General features: G+C 65.0%; 19 protein-coding genes. 9 read left to right on the forward strand and 10 right to left on the reverse strand.

Going from position 1 to position 19,915, the window contains the following annotated elements; translation table 11 throughout:
- Window positions 1-77: 77 nt before the first annotated feature.
- The 3 genes from prfA to OU994_RS02425 all read right to left on the reverse strand — a co-directional run bounded on the left by prfA (window position 78) and on the right by OU994_RS02425 (window position 3,436).
- A complete protein-coding gene (gene prfA, locus OU994_RS02415; RefSeq protein ID WP_281609481.1) occupies window positions 78-1,154 on the reverse strand; it encodes a peptide chain release factor 1 in 1,077 nt (358 codons plus the stop codon).
- Window positions 1,155-1,218: 64 nt separating this feature from the next.
- A complete protein-coding gene (gene hemA, locus OU994_RS02420; RefSeq protein WP_131148322.1) occupies window positions 1,219-2,493 on the reverse strand; it encodes a glutamyl-tRNA reductase in 1,275 nt (424 codons plus the stop codon).
- Between the two features lie 253 nt (window positions 2,494-2,746).
- A complete protein-coding gene (locus tag OU994_RS02425; RefSeq protein ID WP_131149396.1) occupies window positions 2,747-3,436 on the reverse strand; it encodes a response regulator transcription factor in 690 nt (229 codons plus the stop codon).
- A 199-nt stretch (window positions 3,437-3,635) separates the two neighbouring features.
- On the opposite strand from OU994_RS02425, the gene OU994_RS02430 reads away from it, so the two are divergent.
- Complete coding sequence (locus OU994_RS02430) at window positions 3,636-4,127, forward strand: hypothetical protein (protein ID WP_281609482.1); 492 nt, start codon at window positions 3,636-3,638, stop codon at window positions 4,125-4,127.
- A 52-nt stretch (window positions 4,128-4,179) separates the two neighbouring features.
- Here OU994_RS02430 and minE read toward each other — a convergent pair whose 3' ends face one another.
- From minE to metE, 4 genes are all read right to left on the reverse strand, one after another.
- Window positions 4,180-4,431 carry a cell division topological specificity factor MinE gene (gene minE, locus OU994_RS02435; protein WP_131148321.1) on the reverse strand — a complete coding sequence of 84 codons (252 nt, stop codon included), beginning with the start codon at window positions 4,429-4,431 and terminating at the stop codon, window positions 4,180-4,182.
- Window positions 4,432-5,247, reverse strand: a complete 816-nt coding sequence (gene minD / locus OU994_RS02440; protein ID WP_281609483.1) for a septum site-determining protein MinD — start codon at window positions 5,245-5,247, stop codon at window positions 4,432-4,434.
- Window positions 5,248-5,310: 63 nt separating this feature from the next.
- Complete coding sequence (gene minC, locus OU994_RS02445) at window positions 5,311-6,084, reverse strand: septum site-determining protein MinC (RefSeq protein ID WP_281609484.1); 774 nt, start codon at window positions 6,082-6,084, stop codon at window positions 5,311-5,313.
- 106 nt (window positions 6,085-6,190) lie between these two features.
- A complete protein-coding gene (gene metE, locus OU994_RS02450; protein WP_281609485.1) occupies window positions 6,191-8,674 on the reverse strand; it encodes a 5-methyltetrahydropteroyltriglutamate--homocysteine S-methyltransferase in 2,484 nt (827 codons plus the stop codon).
- 100 nt (window positions 8,675-8,774) lie between these two features.
- On the opposite strand from metE, the gene OU994_RS02455 reads away from it, so the two are divergent.
- The 8 genes from OU994_RS02455 to OU994_RS02490 all read left to right on the forward strand — a co-directional run bounded on the left by OU994_RS02455 (window position 8,775) and on the right by OU994_RS02490 (window position 16,091).
- Window positions 8,775-9,683, forward strand: a complete 909-nt coding sequence (locus OU994_RS02455) for a LysR family transcriptional regulator (protein WP_131148317.1) — start codon at window positions 8,775-8,777, stop codon at window positions 9,681-9,683.
- Window positions 9,684-9,972: 289 nt separating this feature from the next.
- On the forward strand, window positions 9,973-10,443 hold the full coding sequence (locus tag OU994_RS02460; RefSeq protein WP_281609486.1) for a phasin family protein: 471 nt from the start codon (window positions 9,973-9,975) through the stop codon (window positions 10,441-10,443).
- 60 nt (window positions 10,444-10,503) lie between these two features.
- On the forward strand, window positions 10,504-11,682 hold the full coding sequence (locus OU994_RS02465) for an acetyl-CoA C-acetyltransferase (protein WP_281609487.1): 1,179 nt from the start codon (window positions 10,504-10,506) through the stop codon (window positions 11,680-11,682).
- Window positions 11,683-11,762: 80 nt separating this feature from the next.
- On the forward strand, window positions 11,763-12,503 hold the full coding sequence (gene phbB / locus OU994_RS02470; RefSeq protein WP_131148314.1) for an acetoacetyl-CoA reductase: 741 nt from the start codon (window positions 11,763-11,765) through the stop codon (window positions 12,501-12,503).
- A 254-nt stretch (window positions 12,504-12,757) separates the two neighbouring features.
- Window positions 12,758-14,074, forward strand: coding sequence for an amino acid deaminase (locus tag OU994_RS02475; protein ID WP_281609488.1), 1,317 nt, complete (start codon window positions 12,758-12,760; stop codon window positions 14,072-14,074).
- A gap of 23 nt (window positions 14,075-14,097) precedes the next feature.
- Window positions 14,098-15,051 carry a prolyl aminopeptidase gene (gene pip / locus OU994_RS02480; RefSeq protein ID WP_281609489.1) on the forward strand — a complete coding sequence of 318 codons (954 nt, stop codon included), beginning with the start codon at window positions 14,098-14,100 and terminating at the stop codon, window positions 15,049-15,051.
- Window positions 15,052-15,143: 92 nt separating this feature from the next.
- Window positions 15,144-15,608, forward strand: a complete 465-nt coding sequence (locus OU994_RS02485) for a DUF2721 domain-containing protein (RefSeq protein ID WP_281609490.1) — start codon at window positions 15,144-15,146, stop codon at window positions 15,606-15,608.
- A 30-nt stretch (window positions 15,609-15,638) separates the two neighbouring features.
- Entirely contained in the window at window positions 15,639-16,091 is a 453-nt protein-coding gene (locus OU994_RS02490; RefSeq protein WP_281609491.1) for a hypothetical protein, read from the forward strand.
- Between the two features lie 25 nt (window positions 16,092-16,116).
- Here OU994_RS02490 and OU994_RS02495 read toward each other — a convergent pair whose 3' ends face one another.
- The 3 genes from OU994_RS02495 to OU994_RS02505 form a co-directional block, all read right to left on the reverse strand.
- Window positions 16,117-16,761 carry an SRPBCC family protein gene (locus tag OU994_RS02495; protein WP_281609492.1) on the reverse strand — a complete coding sequence of 215 codons (645 nt, stop codon included), beginning with the start codon at window positions 16,759-16,761 and terminating at the stop codon, window positions 16,117-16,119.
- 147 nt (window positions 16,762-16,908) lie between these two features.
- Window positions 16,909-18,618, reverse strand: a complete 1,710-nt coding sequence (ybaL, locus tag OU994_RS02500; protein WP_281609493.1) for a YbaL family putative K(+) efflux transporter — start codon at window positions 18,616-18,618, stop codon at window positions 16,909-16,911.
- Between the two features lie 107 nt (window positions 18,619-18,725).
- Window positions 18,726-19,847, reverse strand: coding sequence for a beta-ketoacyl-ACP synthase III (locus OU994_RS02505; protein WP_281609494.1), 1,122 nt, complete (start codon window positions 19,845-19,847; stop codon window positions 18,726-18,728).
- Window positions 19,848-19,915 lie beyond the last annotated feature (68 nt).

The following is a 19,915-nucleotide window of genomic DNA, read 5'->3' on the forward strand; positions in this document are numbered from 1 at the left end:
ATATTGCTCGAATGGGAAGGCGCCAATTCTCGCATAAAGCGGCGCAGGCCGATGGACGCCGCCCGATCCCTGGCGGCCTAGTCGCCCAGCGCGGCGAGCTGCTCGGCCTGGTGTTCGGCGGACAGCGCCGTTGTCAGTTCGGCCAGGTCGCCATCCATGATCATGTCGAGCTTGTACAGCGTGAGGTTGATGCGGTGGTCCGTCATGCGGCCTTGCGGGAAGTTGTAGGTGCGGATGCGCTCGCTGCGGTCGCCGCTGCCGATCAGGCTCTTGCGGGTGGCGGCTTCCTTCGACTGCTGCTCGCGCAACTGCACGTCCTTGATGCGGGCCGCCAGTACCTTCATGGCCGAGGCCTTGTTCTTGTGCTGCGAGCGGTCGTCCTGGCATTCCACGACGATGCCGCTGGGCAGGTGGGTGATGCGCACGGCCGAGTCGGTTTTGTTGATGTGCTGGCCGCCGGCGCCGGAGGCACGATAGGTGTCGATGCGCAGGTCGGCCGGGTTGATGTGCACGTCTTCCACTTCATCCGCTTCCGGCATCACGGCCACCGTGCACGCCGAGGTATGGATGCGACCCTGCGTTTCGGTGGCGGGTACGCGCTGCACGCGGTGGCCGCCGGATTCGAATTTCAGTTTCGAGTAGGCGCCGGTGCCGACGATGCGGGCAATCACTTCGCGGTAGCCGCCCAGGTCGCTTTCCGATGCCGACACGATTTCCACCTGCCACCGGCTGCGCTCGGCAAAGCGGGTGTACATGCGCAGCAGGTCGCCGGCGAACAGCGCGGATTCGTCGCCGCCGGTGCCGGCGCGGATTTCCAGGAAGATGTTGCGTTCGTCATTGGCATCCTTCGGCAACAGCATTTTCTGGAGGTCGAGTTCCAGGCCAGCCAGGCGGCCCTTGCCGGCCTCGATTTCTTCCTGGGCGAAATCCTTCATGTCCGGGTCGCCCAGCATCTGCTGCGCCTCGGCGATGTCGCCCAGCACCTGCTGGTATTCCTTGTACAGTGCCACCAGCGGGCCCAGCTCGGCATGTTCGCGGGTCATCTTGCGGTAGCTGTCCATATTGGCCGTGGCGCCTTCGGACATCAGCAGTTCGTCCAGCTCCACGAGGCGGTTGGCGAGTTGGTCCAGCTTGGCCAGCATTGATGGTTTCATGGTGTGTTCCGGTATGGGTAGTCATCGCACCGGGGCCGGTGCGGCAGCGAAAAGAGGGGGGCCGCTAACGGCGGCCGCGGAACAGCTGGGGCAGCAGTTCGGCCAGCTGGGCGCGTTCGGCGCCCTGGGCACGGTGCAGCGCCTGCTGCGGGCCGTGCATGAACTTGGCCGTCAAGCCTTTCGACAGCGCTTCGAGCACGGCTTCCACGTCCTCGCCCTTGGCCAGCAGCTTGCGGGCGCGGTCGAGTTCGGCCAGGCGGATCGCCTCGCCATTTTCCTGCAAGCCCTGGATCACGGGCACCACGGCGCGGTCGTCGACCCAGTGCATGAACGATTGCACGCGCGTTTCGATGATCGCCTCGGCCTGCGCCACGGCGGCTTGCCGGTTTTCGATACCGGCCTGCACCACCTTGCCCAGGTCGTCGACGGTGTACAGGAACACGTCGTTGAGCCGGCCGACTTCCGGTTCGATATCGCGCGGCACGGCCAGGTCGACCATGAACATGGGTTTATGGCGCCGCGCCTTGATCGCGCGTTCCACCATGCCCAGGCCGATCAGCGGCAGCGACGACGCGGTGGAAGAAATCAGGATGTCGTACTGGTGCAGCTGCGTCTGCAGGTCGGCCAGGCGCACGGCCTTGCCGTTGAAACGGTGCGCCAGCAGTTCGCCGCGCTCCAGCGTGCGGTTGGCCACCGTGATCGACTTCGGGTTTTGCGCGGCGAAGTGCGTGGCGCACAGGTCGATCATCTCGCCGGCGCCGATGAACAGCACGTTCTGCTCGGACAGCTTGTCGAAGATGCGCTGCGACAGCCGCACGGAGGCCGCCGCCATCGACACGCTGTGCGCGCCGATCTCGGTGGTGCTGCGCACTTCCTTGGCGACCGAGAAACTGCGCTGGAACAGCTGATGCAGGTAGGTGCCGAGACCGCCCGCTTCATCGGCGGTGCGGATCGCATCCTTGATCTGGCCGAGGATCTGCGTTTCACCCAGCACCATCGAATCGAGACCGGACGCGACACGGAAGGTGTGGCGCACGGCTTCGTGCTGCGGCAGCATGTACAGGTGCGGGCGCAGTTCGGAATAGTTCAGCTGGTGGAAATCGGCCAGGAAATGCGCGCCGGCGTCGAGCGGATTGGCGGCGCCGCTGGCCGCATACAGCTCGGTGCGGTTGCAGGTGGACAGGATGGCTGCCTCGTCACTGCCGTGGCCGTCGAGCCGCTGGAACCAGTTGCGTGCCGCGCGCACGGCCGACCCCAGCTGATCAGGCGCGAACGCCAGCCGTTCGCGCAGGGCGACCGGAGCTGTAGTGTGGTTGAGGCCGACGGCAAGAAGTTGCATTTCCAGAAAAATCAACGACGTAGGCCTTGATTATAGCCTGATGTGCGGCAACCGGCTTTGCCCGGCCGGGCTGGCGGGGATGGGACAAATCGTCCCAGTGGGGGCTTGCCGCCCGCCATCGAACCACCATCGAGCCACCATCGAGCCGGCATCGGCCGCAGGCAGGCGCTCAATTGCCAAGTCTTAATTGCCGAGTCTTAATTGCCGAGTCTGAATTGCCAAGTCTTAATTGCCGAGTCTGAATTGCCAAGTCTTAATTGCCGAGTTTTTCGAGGCGGTAGCCGTAGCTGTAGACAGGCACGAGCCGGAAGCCGTTTTCCGGTTTCAGCTGGAGCTTATTGCGCACGCGCGACACATGCGTATCCATCGTGCGGGAAGGCACCTCGGTTTCCCGGATCCACACGGCCTCATGTATATAAGCGCGCGACAGCGGCCGGCCGATGTTGCGGAAAAACAGCAGAGCCAGGTAAAACTCCTTGTGCGTGACATCCAGCACATGCCCATCCATCAATAGCCGGCCCGGACGGGTTTCAAATACATATTGGCCGAACGTCAGTTGCTCGGCACCGTTTTGCGCCGGGAAGGCGCGGCGCAGCAAGGCTTGCACCCGGGCCACCATTTCGCTGCGGCGCAGGGGCTTGATCATGTAGTCGTCCGCGCCCGCGTCAAGGCCGGAAACGATGTCGTCTTCGCCGGAGCTGGTGGTGAGGAACATGACGGGCGCGCCGTCGTTGAGCTTTTCGCGCGCCTTGCGCATCAGCTCGGCGCCCCCCATATCGGCAACCTGCCAGTCGAAGATGAGCATGTCGTAACTGTCCTTGCGCAGCTGGCCGAGCAGTTCCTTGCCTGTCTGGAAGGCATGGCACACGTGGCCGGCGGAAGTCAGTACCTGGGAAATCAGCTCGGTCTGGCTTCGGTCATTGTCAAGGACTACGATTCTCATCTTATCGGCGGTTAAAGAACGGGGGTAAGGCTTGGTCACTGCGAATATAACAGGGTTTGCAATGTTGTTACTAATTTGACCAACAATTTCTGGCCAGAAACCCGGTCCGTGCGGGCCCGTGGGATCGGTACACGGTACACTGGTTAAACGCCGTTTTCAATGAACTTTTTTGTTTGGCAACTTTTTAGGAGACACATTCGTGGACAGCGGCTGGGAATTGTTGCCTTATTCTTCAGATAACATCGCCGAGGTGCGGGAACGCTGCCGGCGGCTCGTCCGCCGCCGCGCCGCGCTGGCCGCGGGCGTCTCCGCGGTGCCCATTCCCGGCATCGATATCGTCTCGGACGTGAAGCTGTTCACCCAGCTGATCGAGGAAGTGAATGCGGCGTTCGGCCTGACGGCCGCGCAGGTCGAGCGGCTGCAGCCGAAATACCGGATGATCGCCTACGAAGCGTCGGTCAGCGTGGGAGGCATGCTGGTGGGCAAACTGATCACGCGCGACCTGGTCTTCAAGCTGCTGGCAAAGAGCGGGAAGAAGCTGGTGGCCAAGCAGGCATCGAAAATCGTGCCGCTGGCGGGGCAGGTGGCATCGGCGGCGATCGGCTTCTTTGCCTTCCGGCAGATCGGCTACCAGCACGTGGATGCGTGCGCGAAGGTGGTGGAGGAATTGCTGGCGGCTAAGAACCGCTAGCCGCGCGTGCGGGCCGGTGCGGTCCGAATGGTCCGCACCGGTACGGCCGGGATTACGCGTCCGGCAGCACGACGTTGACGTCGAGCACTTCCAGGTTGCCCTGGCGGTCCAGCGAGATCTTGATGTCGTCGGCATTCACTTTCGTGTACTTCGAGATCACCTCGATCAGTTCCTTGTGCAGTGCGGGCAGGAAGTCCGGGCCGCTGCGGCCGTTGCGTTCGCGCGCGATGATGATCTGCAGCCGCTCCTTTGCGGCGTTGGCTGTTTTCGGCTTGCTGGGGAACAGGAAAGATAGCAGGGCCATTTACTTTCCTCCAAAGATGCGCTTGAACAATCCCGGTTTTTCATAGTCCGTGAAGCGCAGTGGCCGGGTTTCGCCCAGGAAGCGGGCGATGACGTCTTCATAGGCTTCGGCCACGTCCGTGCCCTTGAAGTGGATCGCAGGGTTACCCTGGTTCGATGCATGCAGCACCTGTTCCGATTCCGGAATGATGCCGATCAGCGGGATGCGCAGGATTTCCTGCACGTCCGTGTAGCTCAGCATCTCGCCCGCTTCCACGCGCTTCGGCGCATAGCGGGTGATCAGCAGGTGTTCCTTGACCGGTTCGCCGCCGGATTGCGCGCGGCGCGACTTCGCCTGCAGGATGCCGAGGATGCGGTCGGAATCGCGCACCGAGGACACTTCCGGATTGGTGACGACGATGGCTTCGTCGGCGAAGGTCAGCGCCATCAGGGCGCCATGCTCGATGCCGGCCGGCGAATCGCAGATGATGTATTCGAAACCCATGTCGATCAGCTCGGCCAGCACGCGCTCGATGCCGTCTTCCGACAGCGCATCCTTGTCGCGCGTTTGCGACGCCGGCAGGATGAACAGGTTGTCGCAGTGCTTGTCCTTGATCAGTGCCTGCGGCAGCGAGGCTTCCTTGTTGATCACATTGATCAGGTCATAGACGACGCGGCGCTCGCAACCCATGATCAGGTCGAGGTTGCGCAAGCCCACGTCGAAGTCGATCACGGCGGTCTTGTGGCCACGCATCGCGAGACCGGTGGAGAAGCTGGCGCTGGAAGTCGTCTTGCCGACACCGCCCTTGCCGGACGTTACAACAATAATTCTTGCCACGAATAATCCTTTTAGTGTGAAAGCTCAGGCGCGGGGCGCGGACGCGTTGCCTGTTGAATTGCCTTAATTGACAGATTGTATATCCAGTTTGTCGCCGCTGAGCCTGATTTGTGCGGGCTGCTTGGCCTGCTCGACGGGGAAACCATCCTCGAACGTCCGGTAAACACCCGCGATCGACACCAGTTCTGGCGACATCGACAGGGCGAAGATGCGCGCGGTCGCGTCGCCGGAGGCGCCGGCCAGCGCGCGGCCATTCAGGGTGTTGTACACATGGATACTGCCGTCGGCGATGATCTCGGCGCCGTTGTTGACGACGGCCATCACGATCAGGTCGCCGCCGCGCGCATAGATGCGCTGGCCGGCACGCACCGGGGTGTCGATGATGATCGTGCCGGTGTTGGCCGGCGCGGCAGGCGCGGCCGCCGGCACTGGAGCAGGAGCAGGAGCAGGAGCGGGAGCAGGAGCGGGAGCCGGAGCAGGAGCCGGCACTGCGGTGGATGGGCCGGCATCGTCGCGCTTGCCGGTATCGATCGACAGGCCGAGGGCCTGGATTTCTTCCAGCATGTCCGGCCGCGCGTTGCGCACGGCCACCGGATTCAGGCGGTACTTCTTCAGCAGCTCGATCGTGCCGGCCCAGTCGATGCGTTCGGAACCGGGCGCCAGGTCGCCGACGTCGATGACGGCGAGGTCGCCTTCAAAAAAATCGGCAACACCACCCGTCATGCCGCGCAGGGCGGCATCGAGGGCGATGCGGTCGGACGTGTGCAGGATCGCGGAGACGGCAACGACGGTGGAAATCTTGATTTCGATGGGCTTTTGAAACGGGCTTTTGGACATGACGGCAATAAAAAGTTCGGGCAGGCCCGGGCCCGAGCATTTTACTGTCAAAAAACAATTATCGGTGAGGCATTTTCACGTACGGAACAGCCTCCCGGCCCTGTATTCATGCGGCTTCAGCCGTGCCGCTGTCCGCTTCGGCGGCCACCTTGTTCAGCAACGGACCGGGCTCTGCAGCAAGCGCCGCATTGGCCGCTGCATTGGCCGCTGTCCTGGCCGTTTCACTTGCCGCTTCACTGGCCCACTCCGCGCGCATCTGCCGCGCCGCGTCGACCATGTGCCGCAGGGCCGCCTCGGTTTCCGGCCAGCCGCGCGTCTTCAGGCCGCAATCGGGGTTGACCCACAGCTGTCCGGCCGGGATGACGGCGCGGGCACGGCGCAGCAGCGCCAGCATCTCCTCGCGGTCCGGCACGCGCGGCGAGTGGATGTCGTAGACACCCGGCCCGATGTCGTTCGGGTAGCGGAAATCGCCGAAGGCGTCGAGCAGCGCCATGGCCGAACGGGAGGTCTCGATGGTGATCACGTCGGCATCGAGCGCGGCGATCTGCGGCAGGATGTCGTTGAACTCGGCGTAGCACATGTGGGTATGGATCTGCGTGCCGTCCCGCGCCACCGCGGCCGTCAGGCGGAAGGCGCGCACCGCCCGGTCCAGGTAGGCGGCGCGGCGTGCCTGGCGCAGCGGCAAGCCCTCGCGCAACGCCGGTTCGTCGATCTGCACGATGTCGATGCTGGCCTGCTGCAGGTCGTCCACCTCGTCGCGCATGGCCAGGGCGATCTGGTCGGCCGTGTCGGCGCGCGGCTGGTCGTCGCGCACGAAGGACCATTGCAGGATCGTCACCGGACCGGTCAGCATGCCTTTCACGGGCAGTGGCGTGAGGCTTTGCGCATGGCGCGCCCACGCCACGGTGATCGGCGCCGGCCGCGACACGTCGCCCCAGATGACCGGCGGCTTCACGCAGCGCGAGCCATACGACTGCACCCAGCCGTTCCGGGTGAACGCGAAGCCGGCCAGGTGTTCGCCGAAGTACTCGACCATGTCGTTGCGTTCGGCTTCGCCATGCACCAGCACGTCCAGCCCCAGCGCTTCCTGGCGGCGGATCGCGTGTTCGATCTCGGCGCGCATGGCCGCTTCGTACCCGGTGCCGTCCAGGTCGCCGCGTTTGTAGGCGGCGCGGGCCGAGCGGATCGCCGGCGTTTGCGGGAACGAGCCGATGGTGGTGGTGGGGAAGGGCGGCAGGTTCAGCTTTGCTCCCTGCAGCAGCCGGCGCTCGGCGAAGGGCGATTTGCGCTGCGCGGCATGGTCCGGCAGGGTAGCCAGCCGAGCCCGCACTGCCGCATCGCGCACGCGCGGGCTGGCGCGGCGCGTGGCGATGGCCGCGCGTGACGCCGCCAGCGCTGCGGCTGCCGCCCCGGGCTGCTCGATCGCGGTTTTCAGGACCGCCAGCTCATCGAGCTTTTCATGCGCGAAAGCCAGCCACGATGCCAGTTCCGGATCGAGCGCGGTTTCCGCCTCCAGGCTGTACGGCACGTGCAGCAGCGAGCACGAGGTGGACAGCCACAGCTGGCCGTTGCGCTTTTCCAGTATTGGTGCCAGCGTGCCCAGCGCCGCGTCGAGGTCGGTGCGCCAGATATTGCGGCCATCGACGATGCCGACCGACAGCACCTTGTGCACCGGCAGCCAGTCGGCCACGCTGACCAGTTCATGCGCGGCGCGCACGCCATCCACGTGCAGCCCGGCGACGGGCAGGCGGCAGGCCAGCGACAGGTTCTCTTCCAGCGGCGAGAAATAGGTGGCCAGCAGCAGCGGCGCGCCAGCCTGGTTCAGCTGCCAGTACGCGGTGTCGAAGGCGCTGCGCCATTCCTGCGGCAGGTCGAGCCCGAGGATGGGTTCCTCGACCTGTACCCAGGCCACGCCCTGTTCCTTCAGCCGCGCCAGCACCTGGCCATAGATGGGCAAGAGGCGGGGCAGCAGGCAGTCCAGCAAATCGCGGCGCGGCGTCGCATCGGTGCTCCTGGCCAGCCACAGGAAAGTCAGGGGGCCGATCAGCGTGGCCTTCACGGCATGGCCCAGTGCCAGCGCTTCGTCCACTTCGTCGAACAGGCGGGTGGAAGACAGTTCGAAGTGCGTGGCGGCGTCCAGTTCGGGCACCAGGTAGTGGTAGTTCGTGTCGAACCACTTGGTCATTTCCAGCGCCGGGCTGCCGCTGTCGTGGCCTGCGTGGCTGTCCTGGCCATTGGCGCTACCGTGGCCACAGGCGCAGTCGCCGCGCGGTGCACCGGCGCGTCCCCGCGCCAGCGTGAAATAGCGCTCCAGCGGTGTTTCAGCCTGGAAGCCGAACCGCGCCGGTTCGCAGCCGAACAGCTGGATGTGGTTGGCCACGTGGTCATAGAAGGCGAAGTCGCCCACGGTGACGAAGTCCAGGCCGGCATTACGCTGGCGCGCCCAGTGGCGCGCACGCAGCGCACGGCCTTCCGCTTCCAGCTCCACGGCCGCCAGTTCACCGCGCCAGTGGCGCTCCAGGGCCGTCTTCAGTTCGCGCTGTGCGCCGACGCGGGGAAAACCGGGGATGTGCGTGTAAATGTTTTTCATGTCACAAGAGTTAAATATTGGTGAAGTAGAGTGTGCGACAATGCTCTCTATAAGCCAAACGAAACATTTTGCGGTTTAACATGAAAATAATTCATTGACCATGCTGGAGATCCGCCATTTGCGCACGCTTGCCGCGTTGCGCTCCGCAGGCAGCCTCGTGCGTGCTGCCCAACTGCTGAACCTCACCCAGTCGGCACTGTCGCACCAGATCAAGCTGCTGGAAGACCGCTACGGCGGACCGCTGTTCGAACGCAAGTCGGTGCCGATCGGCTTCACCGCCACCGGCGCGCGGCTGCTGCGGCTGGCCGACATGCTGCTGCCCGAGATCGAGCTGGCCGAGCGCGACGTGGTACGGCTGATGCAGGGTGACCAGGGCCAGCTGCGCGTGGCACTGGAATGCCATACCTGTTTCGACTGGCTGATGCCGGTGATGGATGAATTCCGCAAGCGCTGGCCCGACGTGGAAATCGACCTGGTGTCGGGCTTCCACAGCGAACCGGTCGACCTGCTGCGCGCGGGCAGCGCCGACCTGGTGATCGGCTCCGACTACCGGAGCCAGTACGCGACATTCCCGCTGTTCCGCTTTGAAATCCTGACCGTGATGGCGCAGAAGCACCGGCTGGCCAGCCAGCGCCGCCTCGCCGCCGCCGACTTCGAAGGCGAAACGCTGATCACCTACCCGGTGCCGGAAGAGCGCATCGACCTGATCCGCGAAGTACTGCGGCCGGCGGACGTGCAGTTCGGCCGCCGCACGGCGGAACTGACGGTGGCCATCCTGCAGCTCGTGGCCAGCCGCCGCGGCATTGCCGCGCTGCCGAACTGGGCGATCAAGAACTATGTCGACTACGACTACGTGGTGGCCCGGCCGGTCGGCGACCATGGACTGTGGAGCGACCTGTACGTGTCGGTCCCGGAAGCATTGCGGCAAAAAGCATATGTGGCGGATTTCGTGAAGGTGATCCGCGAGCAGTGCGCCGCATCGCTGGATGGCATTAAATTGCTCTCATGACGCAGAGTTTGATATTTATCAAATAACTGGCCAGCTCTGCCAATTAGCATGAAAGCCTTTGCGGAATCTCAGCCATTTTGCTCAGGTGAATTTGTCCGGCAGCCGTAGCTCAGCAACGTCAGCTCAGCAACATCAGCTCAGCAACATCAGCTCAGCAACGGTAGCTTGGCAGCAGTAGCTCAGCAGCAGTAGCTCGGCAACATCAGCTCAGCACTATTCGCCCAGCACTATTCGCCCACCAGTATTGGCCGGGATCGGTCCGCTCCGCCGCTTTGCGAAAGGACGTCCCATGTTCATGCTTTCCCCGCAGTTCTTCAACGACTGGTCCGCTGCTGCCGCGTTTCCGATGACTTCGCCAGCGACATTGCCGGCGGCATTCTCGGCGGCATTTCCGGCCGCGCTGCCGAACGCGCTGCCAGCCGAGCTGGCCGATGTCACCCGCGGCCTGGCCGAATCCCAGGTGGCCGGCTGCAACGCGCTGTTGCGCGCCGCCTTTGAAAGCAGCGCCAGCCTGGTCGAGCTGAACGTGCATGCGGCGCGCGAGGGGATCGCGGCGGCCAGTGCCGTCTCGAACCAGTTGCTGTTCGTGCGCGAACCCCGCGACCTGGTCTGCCTGACGGCGTCGCACTCCCAGCAAGCCATGGAGCGTGCCCAGCGGTATGGCCGCCAGGTGGTGGGCGTGGCCAATTCGGCCCAGCATCGTTTAGGCGAGCTCAGCAAGGACTTCGCTGGTAGCTTGCCGCGCAACCCGATAGAATGAAAAGTAGTAGCGCTTCGACAACCCTGCTGACCTAGCTGGTCAGTGCACTGGAGAATGTACATGGAAGACGTAGTCATCGTTGCCGCGGCCCGTACCGCGGTCGGCAAATTTGGCGGCAGCCTGGCCAAGATCCCCGCAGCCGACCTCGGTGCGCACGTGATCAAGGGCCTGCTGGCGCAGACCGGCATCGATCCGAACCTGATCAGCGAAGTGATCCTGGGCCAGGTACTGACGGCCGGCGTGGGCCAGAATCCGGGCCGCCAGGCGGTGATCAAGTCCGGCCTGCCGAACGCGATTCCCGGCTACACGATCAACAAGGTGTGCGGCAGCGGCCTGAAGGCCACGTTCCTGGCGGCGCAGGCGATCAAGGCCGGCGACTCCGACATCGTCATTGCCGGTGGCCAGGAAAACATGAGCGCCTCGCCGCACGTGCTGAACGGTTCGCGCGACGGCTTCCGCATGGGCGACGCGAAGATGACGGACACCATGATCGTCGATGGCCTGTGGGACGTGTACAACCAGTACCACATGGGCATCACCGCCGAGAACGTCGCGAAGAAGTATGAAATCTCGCGCACCCAGCAGGATGAATTCGCGCTGCAGTCGCAGCTGAAGGCGGAAACGGCGCAGAAGGAAGGCAAGTTCAAGGACGAGATCCTGCCGCTGGAAATCGCGCAGAAAAAGGGCACGATCGTGTTCGACAGCGACGAATACATCAAGGCCGGTTCCACGCTGGAAGGCCTGCAGGGCTTGCGCCCCGCCTTCAACAAGGAGGGTAGCGTTACCGCCGGTAATGCCTCCGGCCTCAACGACGGCGCCGCCGCCGTGGTGATGATGTCCGCCGCGAAGGCCAAGGAACTGGGCCTGAAGCCGCTGGCGCGCGTCAAGGCTTACGCCTCGTCCGGCCTCGACCCGGCGTACATGGGCATGGGCCCGGTACCGGCCAGCACGCTGGCGCTGAAGAAGGCCGGCTGGTCGCCGCAAGACCTCGACCTGCTGGAAATCAATGAAGCCTTCGCCGCCCAGGCCTGCGCCGTGAACCAGGAAATGGGCTGGGATACCAGCAAGATCAACGTGAATGGCGGCGCGATCGCCATCGGCCACCCGATCGGTGCTTCCGGCGCCCGTATCCTGGTGACGCTGCTGCACGAGATGGTGCGCCGCGATGCCAAGAAAGGCCTGGCTTCGCTGTGCATCGGCGGCGGCATGGGCGTGGCGCTGGCCGTCGAACGCGAATAAGAAGAGTAGTGAAGGGGGGCCACATACGCAGTGGCCCTTTGTTTTTGTGTGCGGAGTACGCTAATTAGAGGGGATGTCATATGGCACGAGTTGCATTGGTAACGGGCGGCATGGGCGGTCTGGGCGAAGCAATCAGCATCAAGCTGCTTGCACTGGGCTACAAGGTGGTAACCACGTATTCCCCGAACAACACGAAGTACCAGGCCTGGCTGGACGAGATGAAGGAGAAGGGCTACAACTTCGCCGCCTATCCTGCCGACGTGGGCGACTACGAGTCGGCCCAGGCATGCGTTGCCGCGATTACCCGCGACATCGGCCCGGTCGACGTGCTGGTCAACAACGCGGGCATCACCCGTGACATGACGTTCAAGAAGATGGACAAGGTGAACTGGGATGCCGTGCTGCGCACGAACCTGGATTCCGTGTTCAACATGACGAAACCGGTCACCGACGGCATGGTCGAACGCGGCTGGGGCCGGATCATCAACATCTCGTCCGTCAACGGCCAGAAGGGCGCCTTCGGCCAGACCAACTATTCGGCCGCGAAGGCCGGCGTGCACGGTTTCACCAAGGCGCTGGCGCTGGAAGTGGCGCGCAAGGGCGTGACCGTGAATACCATCTCGCCGGGCTATATCGGCACCAAGATGGTCACCGAAATCCCGCAGGACGTGCTCGATTCGAAGATCCTGCCGCAAATCCCGATGGGCCGCCTGGGCAAGCCGGATGAAGTGGCTGGCCTGGTCGCCTACCTGGCATCGGATGAAGCCGCTTTCGTGACGGGCGCCAACATCGCCATCAACGGCGGCCAGCACATGTCGTAAGCTGCAATGGCGGCAAACTGCCGGGATCCGGCAGTGCAGGTAACAGGTAACAGGTAGCGCACGCGGGGACAGGTACCTGGTGTCGGGCAAGCCCGCACCGGGGCCTGTCCCCGCGTGTTTTCGGCTCCTGTCCTGGTAGCCGCACTGGCGACTGTCCTCGCGCCTGCCCTGGCGCCTGACTTGACGTCTGTTCTTACGTCCGTTCCGGTGCTTCCCTGTCATTCCCAACAATTTTCCATGCTTGCGAGGACCGCATGACCATCCTGCCCGACGGCGGCCTGTTCCTGGCTGAACTCGACGAACAACTGCTGCAGCCCGGCACCAAGGGCTTGCCGATCGCGCAGCCGCTGCGCCAGCACATGGTCGGCGTGCAGCGCTGGAACGTGCTCGCGGCCGACACCAGCTTTCCGGTGGCGGTGCTGAAGACCTCCAGCCTGCTGCACAACCTGGGCTGGATGCGGGCTTTTTGCGCCCGCTACGATGTGGTGCTGGCGCCGCACGGCAAGACCACGATGAGCCCGCAACTGTTCGGCGCGCAGCTGGCCAACGGCGCATGGGGCATCACGCTGGCCACGGCGCCGCAGGTGCTGGCCGCGGCGCGTTGCGGCGTGCGCCGCGTGCTGCTTGCCAACGAGCTGGTCGCCCCGGCCGACATCCGCGCGCTGCTGTCACTGCTGCGCGACGATCCGGGCTTTGAATTGTTCGTGCTGGCCGATTCGGCCGAAGGCGTTCGGCGGCTGTCCGGCGCCGCGGCCGGCGCCGGGATCGGGCGGCCGCTGCCGGTGCTGGTGGAGCTGGGCATTGCCGGCAAGCGCGCGGGCTGCCGTACGCTTGACGATGCGCTGGCGCTGGCACGCACCATTGCCGCGGCGCCCGGATTGCAACTGGCCGGCATCGAAGGCTATGAAGGCTTGCGGGTCAGCGATGACCGGGCCGCCGATGTCGAGCGCGTCGAGGCCTTCCTTGCCCAGGTAAGCGCGCTGGCGCGGCAGCTCGATGCGGAGGGATTGTTCGGCGGCCCGCAGATCCTGCTGTCCGCGGGAGGCTCGTCGTATTTCGACCTGGTGGCGCGCGCGTTCGGCGCGGTGGCGGGCCTGTCGCGGCCGGTACTGCCGGTGCTGCGCAGCGGTTGCTACCTGACCAGCGATCATGGCCACTACCTGGATCTGACGGCGGAACTGGCGGCGCGCGAAGGGGCCGAAGCCCAAGCGGCCGACGGGCTGCGGCCGGCACTCGAAGTGTGGAGCATCGTGCTGTCGCGGCCGGAGCCGGGCCTGGCGATCCTGTCGATGGGCAAGCGCGATGCGTCGTACGACCTGGGATTGCCGCTTGCGCTGGCCGTGCACCGCCCGGGCGCCGCCCATCCCGTGGCATTGCCGGATGGCGCGCGCATCGACAAGATGAACGACCAGCATGCCTATCTGCGGCTGCCGGACGGGGTGGACGTCCAGGTAGGCGACCTGGTCGGCTGCGGCATCTCGCATCCCTGCACCACGTTCGACAAGTGGCAGGTACTGCTGCTCGTCGACGACGATTACAATGTGCAACGTGCCATCAACACACTTTTTTGACGATTTTTTCGAGGAGCCGCCACATGCCCGACCCTTCCGCCTACCTGTTCCCGCCCGTCGACCCGCTGCGCACCGGCATGCTGCAGGTGGACGAGCTGCACACGATCTACTGGGAAGAGGTGGGCAATCCGCAGGGCATTCCCGTGGTGTTCCTGCATGGCGGGCCGGGGGCCGGACTGTCCGTGCAGCACCGGCGCTTCTTCGATCCACGCCACTACCGGGTGATCCTGTTCGACCAGCGTGGCGCCGGCAAGTCGACGCCGCTGGGTGAAACGCGCGGCAACACCACGCAACTGCTGGTGTCGGACATGGAGCGGCTGCGCGAGCTGATGGGCATCGACCGGTGGCTCGTGTTCGGCGGCTCGTGGGGCTCGACGCTGGCGCTGGCCTATGGCCAGACCCACCCGGAGCGCTGCCTCGGGTTCGTGCTGCGCGGGGTCTTCCTGTGCACGGCGCGGGAAATCGACTGGTTCATCGACGGCGCCCAGTGGTTTCATCCGGAAATCCACGAGGAATTCGCGGCCGCCATTCCCGAAGCGGAGCGCGGCGACCTGCTCCAGGCTTACTACCGGCGCATCATGGATGCCGATCCGGACATCTACTGGCCGGCGGTCCGGGCATGGAGCCGGTTCGAAGGGCGCCGCGTATTCCTGATGCCGCAGCCGGAAGAACCGCCGTGCGATACGCTGGACCTGGGGCTGGGCCGGCTGGAAGCGCACTACATGGCAAACCTGGGCTTTTTCGAGGAAGGCCAGCTGCTGAAGAACGTGGCGCGCATCGCCCACCTGCCGGCCGTGATCGTGCACGGGCGCTACGATGTGATCTGTCCGCCGGTCACCGCGTGGCAGCTGCACCGGCACTGGCCGGGCTCGGTCGTGAAAATGGTGCCGGACGCCGGCCATGGGGCCATGGAGCTGGGCATCAGCCGCGAACTGGTGGCGGCTACCGAAGCGTTCCGCCGCTTCGGGCGATTTTAAGCCAGCCGGCCTTCGCCGCCGTGCGGCGGCCCTGCTACACTTGCGCCTGGAGCGGGCGTGTCGTCCCGCGGAGCGCACATAATAATATGGCAATGAACATTCAGCTGGGCGACATCGGCCACATCATTCAACTGGCGATCGCACCGGTATTTCTCCTGAACGGTGTCTGCACCGCCCTGATGGTGCTGATCAATCGCCTGGCACGCATCATCGACCGTTCGCGCGTGCTCGAAGACCGCCTCGACATCGCCTACAACGACAATTACCTGACCGAGCTGGACGTGCTGTACCGCCGCTCGCACTACATCAACATGGCGATCACGCTGTCGACGCTGTGCGGCCTGTTCGTCGGCATCGTGATCGCCCTGCTGTTCGTGGGCGATACCACCGACGTCACGCTCGACAAATACATTGCCGGCCTGTTCGCCGCGTCGGTGGGCAGCCTGATTGCCAGCTTCGGCTTCCTGCTGCGCGAGATCTTCATCGCTTCGTCGGCGATGCGCGCGATGCGCCACGTGCGCCGGGCACCCAAAGCCGGCGAGCAAGCCACGAAATAAACGCCACGAAATAAACTTAGGCCCGAATTCATGCACGACTACCAACGCCCCCCGACCCTGCACCGCTATGGCCCCCGCAACGAACTGGACCAGGCGCTCAGCCTGGGCCATTTCGTGCTGCGGCCCGATGCCGGCTTCCTCACGCTGTCGTTCTCGCAGGCATGGAGCCGCGATTTGTTCGACCACTTCGGCGCCGATGCTTGCCTGGTCATCCATAACACCGAGGAATTCGGCGAACGCGTGCACCGCGCCGTGCAGCGCACGCTGCCGAACTGGGCCGGTATCGACGGCGCCGTCGAATATGGCAGCCGTGCGCGGCTGGGCTCGGCGTTCACGATGGCCGCGCAGGACGCGGCGGAGCAGGAATGGAAGTTCGCCTGGCGGCCGATGCATGCGCAGGCAAGCATGAACCCCGTGGTGATCCGGATCGGCAGCCTGGAGAATTTCGCCGAAGTACGGACGCGCGACCAGTACCCGGCCTGAGCGGTTCCGGCCCCGGCAACGACGGTCAGCGCGGCGCCGGCGGCACGGCCGCGCCGGTGCGGGCGATGTCCGTGCCGGCCGAGGGCAGCGCGCGCGGCGCGATACCCTTGTCGAGCCGCGCCATCACGGCGCCCATCATGCGCTCGATGTCGCCGCGGATGATGTTCGTGCCGAGGATGCCCGGCACGTAGAAATTGGGCATCATGCGGCCCGTGTACAGCACTTTGGTGCCGCCCGTTTCCGGCACGGGCACCAGTTCCCAGCGCGATTCGTAATGCTTCATGTCGCCGGAAATGAGCGCGATGTCGATCGACGACATCGGTTGCTCGGTCGCGCGCACGATCAGGTGGATCGAGCGGGACATGAACAGGAAGCGGGCATTGCCGAACTGTTCGATGATCACTTCATTGCCGTTGCGTGACAGAACCCGGCACGACACCAGGTCCGGCACGAATTCCTCCATCCTGTCATACCCGGTGAGGATGCGCCAGACCACCGGCAGCGGCGCCTGCACGGTGCCGCTGGCATCGATCTCGTACATGTGCAGCGCATCCTGCATGATGCGCTTGACGGCTACCTGCAGCTTGGGCGCGTCGGTACGCGGCCCCTGCGCGAACACCAGCGCGGGTGCACTCCACCCTAAACACAATAGCAGCAACAGTTGCCTCATGGTTCCAGCGTACGGTAACGGGGTGAGGAACACAAGGGTAGCCACGTGTGTACGGTTAGGTGGCGCACCGAGCCTGTTCCACGCCCGGCTGCCCGGTTCGCGTCCGCCCTGGGGCCGGGCCGGTCACGGGCACGAACCCGGCGGCGCTCAATGGGCGGCCACGGCCGGCTGGCGGAAGGTGTCGAGCACGTAGTCGCTCATGCTGTCGGCCAGGACCTGTTCGCCGATGAAGATCTTGCCGGCCTGCTCCTGGCGCAGCATGTCCGCTTCCTCGTCGCTGTGGGTGCGCACGACGGTGCGGATGCCCGGATTCAGCGCACGCGCCGTCTCGATCATCGCGCGCACGTGGAAGGTATCCGGGGTGGCGATCACCAGCATCCTGGCGTGGGCGATGTGGGCCTGGATCAGCACCGCTGGCTCGCCCGCGTTGCCGGCGACGGCGGGGATGCCGTCGCGCCGCAGTTCGTCGACCAGTTCGCGGTTCTGCTCCGCCACCACGTAGTGGATGCCGTGCTCGTTGAGCGTGCGGGCGATGTGGCGCCCGACGCGGCCGTAACCCACCAGCACGACCTGGCCGGACAGCTTGGTGCGCGCCGTGGTCATCGGCAGTTCGGCCAGCGGGTCGGCCGGCCGGTCGAACTTCGCCGCCAGCAGCTTGTTGCGGCCGAGCCAGCGCTCCAGCGGCCCGCTGGCGGCGAACACCAGCGGATTGAGGGCGATCGAGATGATGGCGCCGGCCAGCAGCAGGCTCTGGCCATCCTGCGGCATGAGCTTCAGCGAAATGCCCAGGGCGGCGAGGATGAACGAGAATTCGCCGATCTGCGCCAGGCTGGCCGAGACCATCAGCGCCGTCTTGACCGGATAGCGCAGCAGCACCACCAGCAGGAAGGCGGCCAGCGACTTGCCGAAGATGATGATCGCCACCACCGCCAGCAGCTGCAGCGGCTGTTCCATGATGATGGATGGTTCGAACAGCATGCCGACCGACACGAAGAACAGCACCGCGAAGGCGTCGCGCAGCGGCAGCGATTCCTGTGCCGCGCGGTGCGCCAGCGCCGATTCGCGCAGCACCATGCCGGCGAAGAAGGCGCCCAGCGCGAACGAGATGCCGAACAGCTTGGTTGCCGCGAACGCGATGCCGACGGCGGCCGCGATCACGCACAGCGTGAACAGTTCACGCGAGCCGGTGCGCGCCACTTGCCAGAGGATCCACGGGAACAGCTTGCGGCCCACCGCCAGCATGAAGACGACGAATACCGCCACCTTGCCCAGCGTGATGGCCAGCGTCATCCAGATGCTGGCATTCGGATCGACGCCGGCCGTGTCGCCGCCCAGCGAAGGCGCCAGCGCCGGCAGCAGCACCAGCACGATCACCGTTACCAGGTCTTCGACGACCAGCCATCCCACTGCGATACGGCCGTTGAAGGTATCGAGGATGCCCCGTTCTTCCAGCGCGCGCAGCAGCACCACGGTACTGGCGACAGACAGTGCGAGCCCGAACACCAGCCCGCCGCCGATCGACCAGCCCCACCAGTGCGCCAGGCCCATGCCCATTGCGGTGGCGGCGGCAATCTGCAGCAGGGCGCCGGGCAGCGCCACCTTGCGCACTTCCCACAGGTCTTCCAGCGAGAAATGCAGGCCCACGCCGAACATCATCAGCATGACGCCGATCTCGGCCAGCTGGCCGGCCAGCGCGGCATCGGCGACGAAGCCGGGAGTGGCGGGGCCCAGCAGGATGCCGGCGGCGAGATAGCCGACCAGGGCGGGCAGTTTGAGGCGGGCGGCGATGAAGCCGAGGACGAGACCGAAGCCGAGCGCGGCAGCGATGGTGGTGATCAGCGGAACGTCATGGGGCATGCAGGCGGGGTTCCTTTCAGGTGGCGCGGGACGGCGGATGCCGGCCCTTGCCGAAAGTATAAACGGCCGACGCTGCCGCCTCGGCCGTTTTTCCGCCGTTGGCTACATCAAAGCTTGCGAACGACCACGCTGCCGATCGAGTAGCCGGCACCGAACGAGCAGATGACGCCGACGGCGCCGGCCGGCAGGTCGTCCTGGTACTTGTGGAAGGCGATGATCGAGCCGGCCGACGACGTGTTCGCGTACGTGTCCAGCACCACGGGCGCTTCGTCGGCCGTGGCATCGCGGCCCAGGATCAGGCGGGCGATCAGCTGGTTCATGTTCAGGTTGGCCTGGTGCAGCCAGTAGCGGCGGACCTCCTCGGCCTGCAGGCCGGCGCTGGCGATCGACTGCTTGATCATCTCGGCGGCCATCGGGCACACATCCTTGAACACCTTGCGGCCCTGCTGCTTGAACAGCTTGTCCGGCTGGCCCACGCCGGCTTCGTCGAAGCGGTTCATGAAGCCGAAGTTGTTGCGGATGTTGTTCGAGAACGAGGTCTTCAGTTTCATGTCGACGATCTCGAACTGGTGTGCCGAGACGGCGGCATCGCGCGCTTCGATCACGATGGCCGTGCAGGCATCGCCGAAGATGAAATGGCTGTCGCGGTCGCGGTAATCCAGGTGGCCGCTGGTGATTTCCGGGTTCAGCACGAGCACCGCGCGGGCCTGGCCGGTCTGCACGGCGGTGGCGCCGGTCTGGATACCGAAGGTGGCGGACGAGCAGGCCACGTTCATGTCGAAGCCGAAACCTTCGATGCCCAGGGCCTGCTGTACCTCGACCGCCATGGCCGGGTACGGGCGCTGCATGTTCGAACAGGCGACGATCACCATGTCGATGTCGGCGGGCGTGCGGTTGGCGCGGGCCAGCGCTTCCCTGGCGGCGGCCACGCAGATCTCCGCCTGCAGCGACAGTTCCTCGTTGGCGCGCTCGGGGATGCGCGGCGCCATCCGTTGCGGGTCGAGGATGCCGGCCTTGTCCATCACATAGCGCGACTTGATGCCCGAAGCCTTTTCGATGAACGCGGCGGACGACGGTTCCAGCGCGACGACCGTGCCTGCCTCGATGGCGGCGGCATGTTCCCGGTTGAACAGTTCCACATAGGCGTTGAAGGCTTCCACCAGCTCTTCGTTCGAGATCGCGTGCGGCGGCGTGAACAGCCCGGTACCGCTGATAACGGCTTGTTTCATAAGCAAACTTTCGAATTCGTTAAGTGGCGCGAGCGCCGCTGAGGCGCAGATTTTACCTGAAGAAATGC

It is taken from the genome of Pseudoduganella sp. SL102 (genome assembly GCF_027856995.1).
GTDB lineage: Bacteria > Pseudomonadota > Gammaproteobacteria > Burkholderiales > Burkholderiaceae_D > Rugamonas > Rugamonas albidiflava.

Bases quoted from the DNA above. Each gene is read 5' to 3' on its own strand.
- OU994_RS02425 (WP_131149396.1), bottom strand. From the start codon at position 3,436: ATGAGAATCGTAGTCCTTGACAATGACCGAAGCCAGACCGAGCTGATT.
- OU994_RS02475 (WP_281609488.1), top strand. From the start codon at position 12,758: ATGACCATCCTGCCCGACGGCGGCCTGTTCCTGGCTGAACTCGACGAA.
- pip (WP_281609489.1), top strand. From the start codon at position 14,098: ATGCCCGACCCTTCCGCCTACCTGTTCCCGCCCGTCGACCCGCTGCGC.
- ybaL (WP_281609493.1), bottom strand. From the start codon at position 18,618: ATGCCCCATGACGTTCCGCTGATCACCACCATCGCTGCCGCGCTCGGC.
- metE (WP_281609485.1), bottom strand. From the start codon at position 8,674: ATGAAAAACATTTACACGCACATCCCCGGTTTTCCCCGCGTCGGCGCA.
- OU994_RS02490 (WP_281609491.1), top strand. From the start codon at position 15,639: ATGCACGACTACCAACGCCCCCCGACCCTGCACCGCTATGGCCCCCGC.
- prfA (WP_281609481.1), bottom strand. From the start codon at position 1,154: ATGAAACCATCAATGCTGGCCAAGCTGGACCAACTCGCCAACCGCCTC.
- OU994_RS02465 (WP_281609487.1), top strand. From the start codon at position 10,504: ATGGAAGACGTAGTCATCGTTGCCGCGGCCCGTACCGCGGTCGGCAAA.
- OU994_RS02495 (WP_281609492.1), bottom strand. From the start codon at position 16,761: ATGAGGCAACTGTTGCTGCTATTGTGTTTAGGGTGGAGTGCACCCGCG.
- OU994_RS02455 (WP_131148317.1), top strand. From the start codon at position 8,775: ATGCTGGAGATCCGCCATTTGCGCACGCTTGCCGCGTTGCGCTCCGCA.
- OU994_RS02460 (WP_281609486.1), top strand. From the start codon at position 9,973: ATGTTCATGCTTTCCCCGCAGTTCTTCAACGACTGGTCCGCTGCTGCC.
- minE (WP_131148321.1), bottom strand. From the start codon at position 4,431: ATGGCCCTGCTATCTTTCCTGTTCCCCAGCAAGCCGAAAACAGCCAAC.
- hemA (WP_131148322.1), bottom strand. From the start codon at position 2,493: ATGCAACTTCTTGCCGTCGGCCTCAACCACACTACAGCTCCGGTCGCC.
- phbB (WP_131148314.1), top strand. From the start codon at position 11,763: ATGGCACGAGTTGCATTGGTAACGGGCGGCATGGGCGGTCTGGGCGAA.
- OU994_RS02485 (WP_281609490.1), top strand. From the start codon at position 15,144: ATGAACATTCAGCTGGGCGACATCGGCCACATCATTCAACTGGCGATC.
- OU994_RS02505 (WP_281609494.1), bottom strand. From the start codon at position 19,847: ATGAAACAAGCCGTTATCAGCGGTACCGGGCTGTTCACGCCGCCGCAC.
- minC (WP_281609484.1), bottom strand. From the start codon at position 6,084: ATGTCCAAAAGCCCGTTTCAAAAGCCCATCGAAATCAAGATTTCCACC.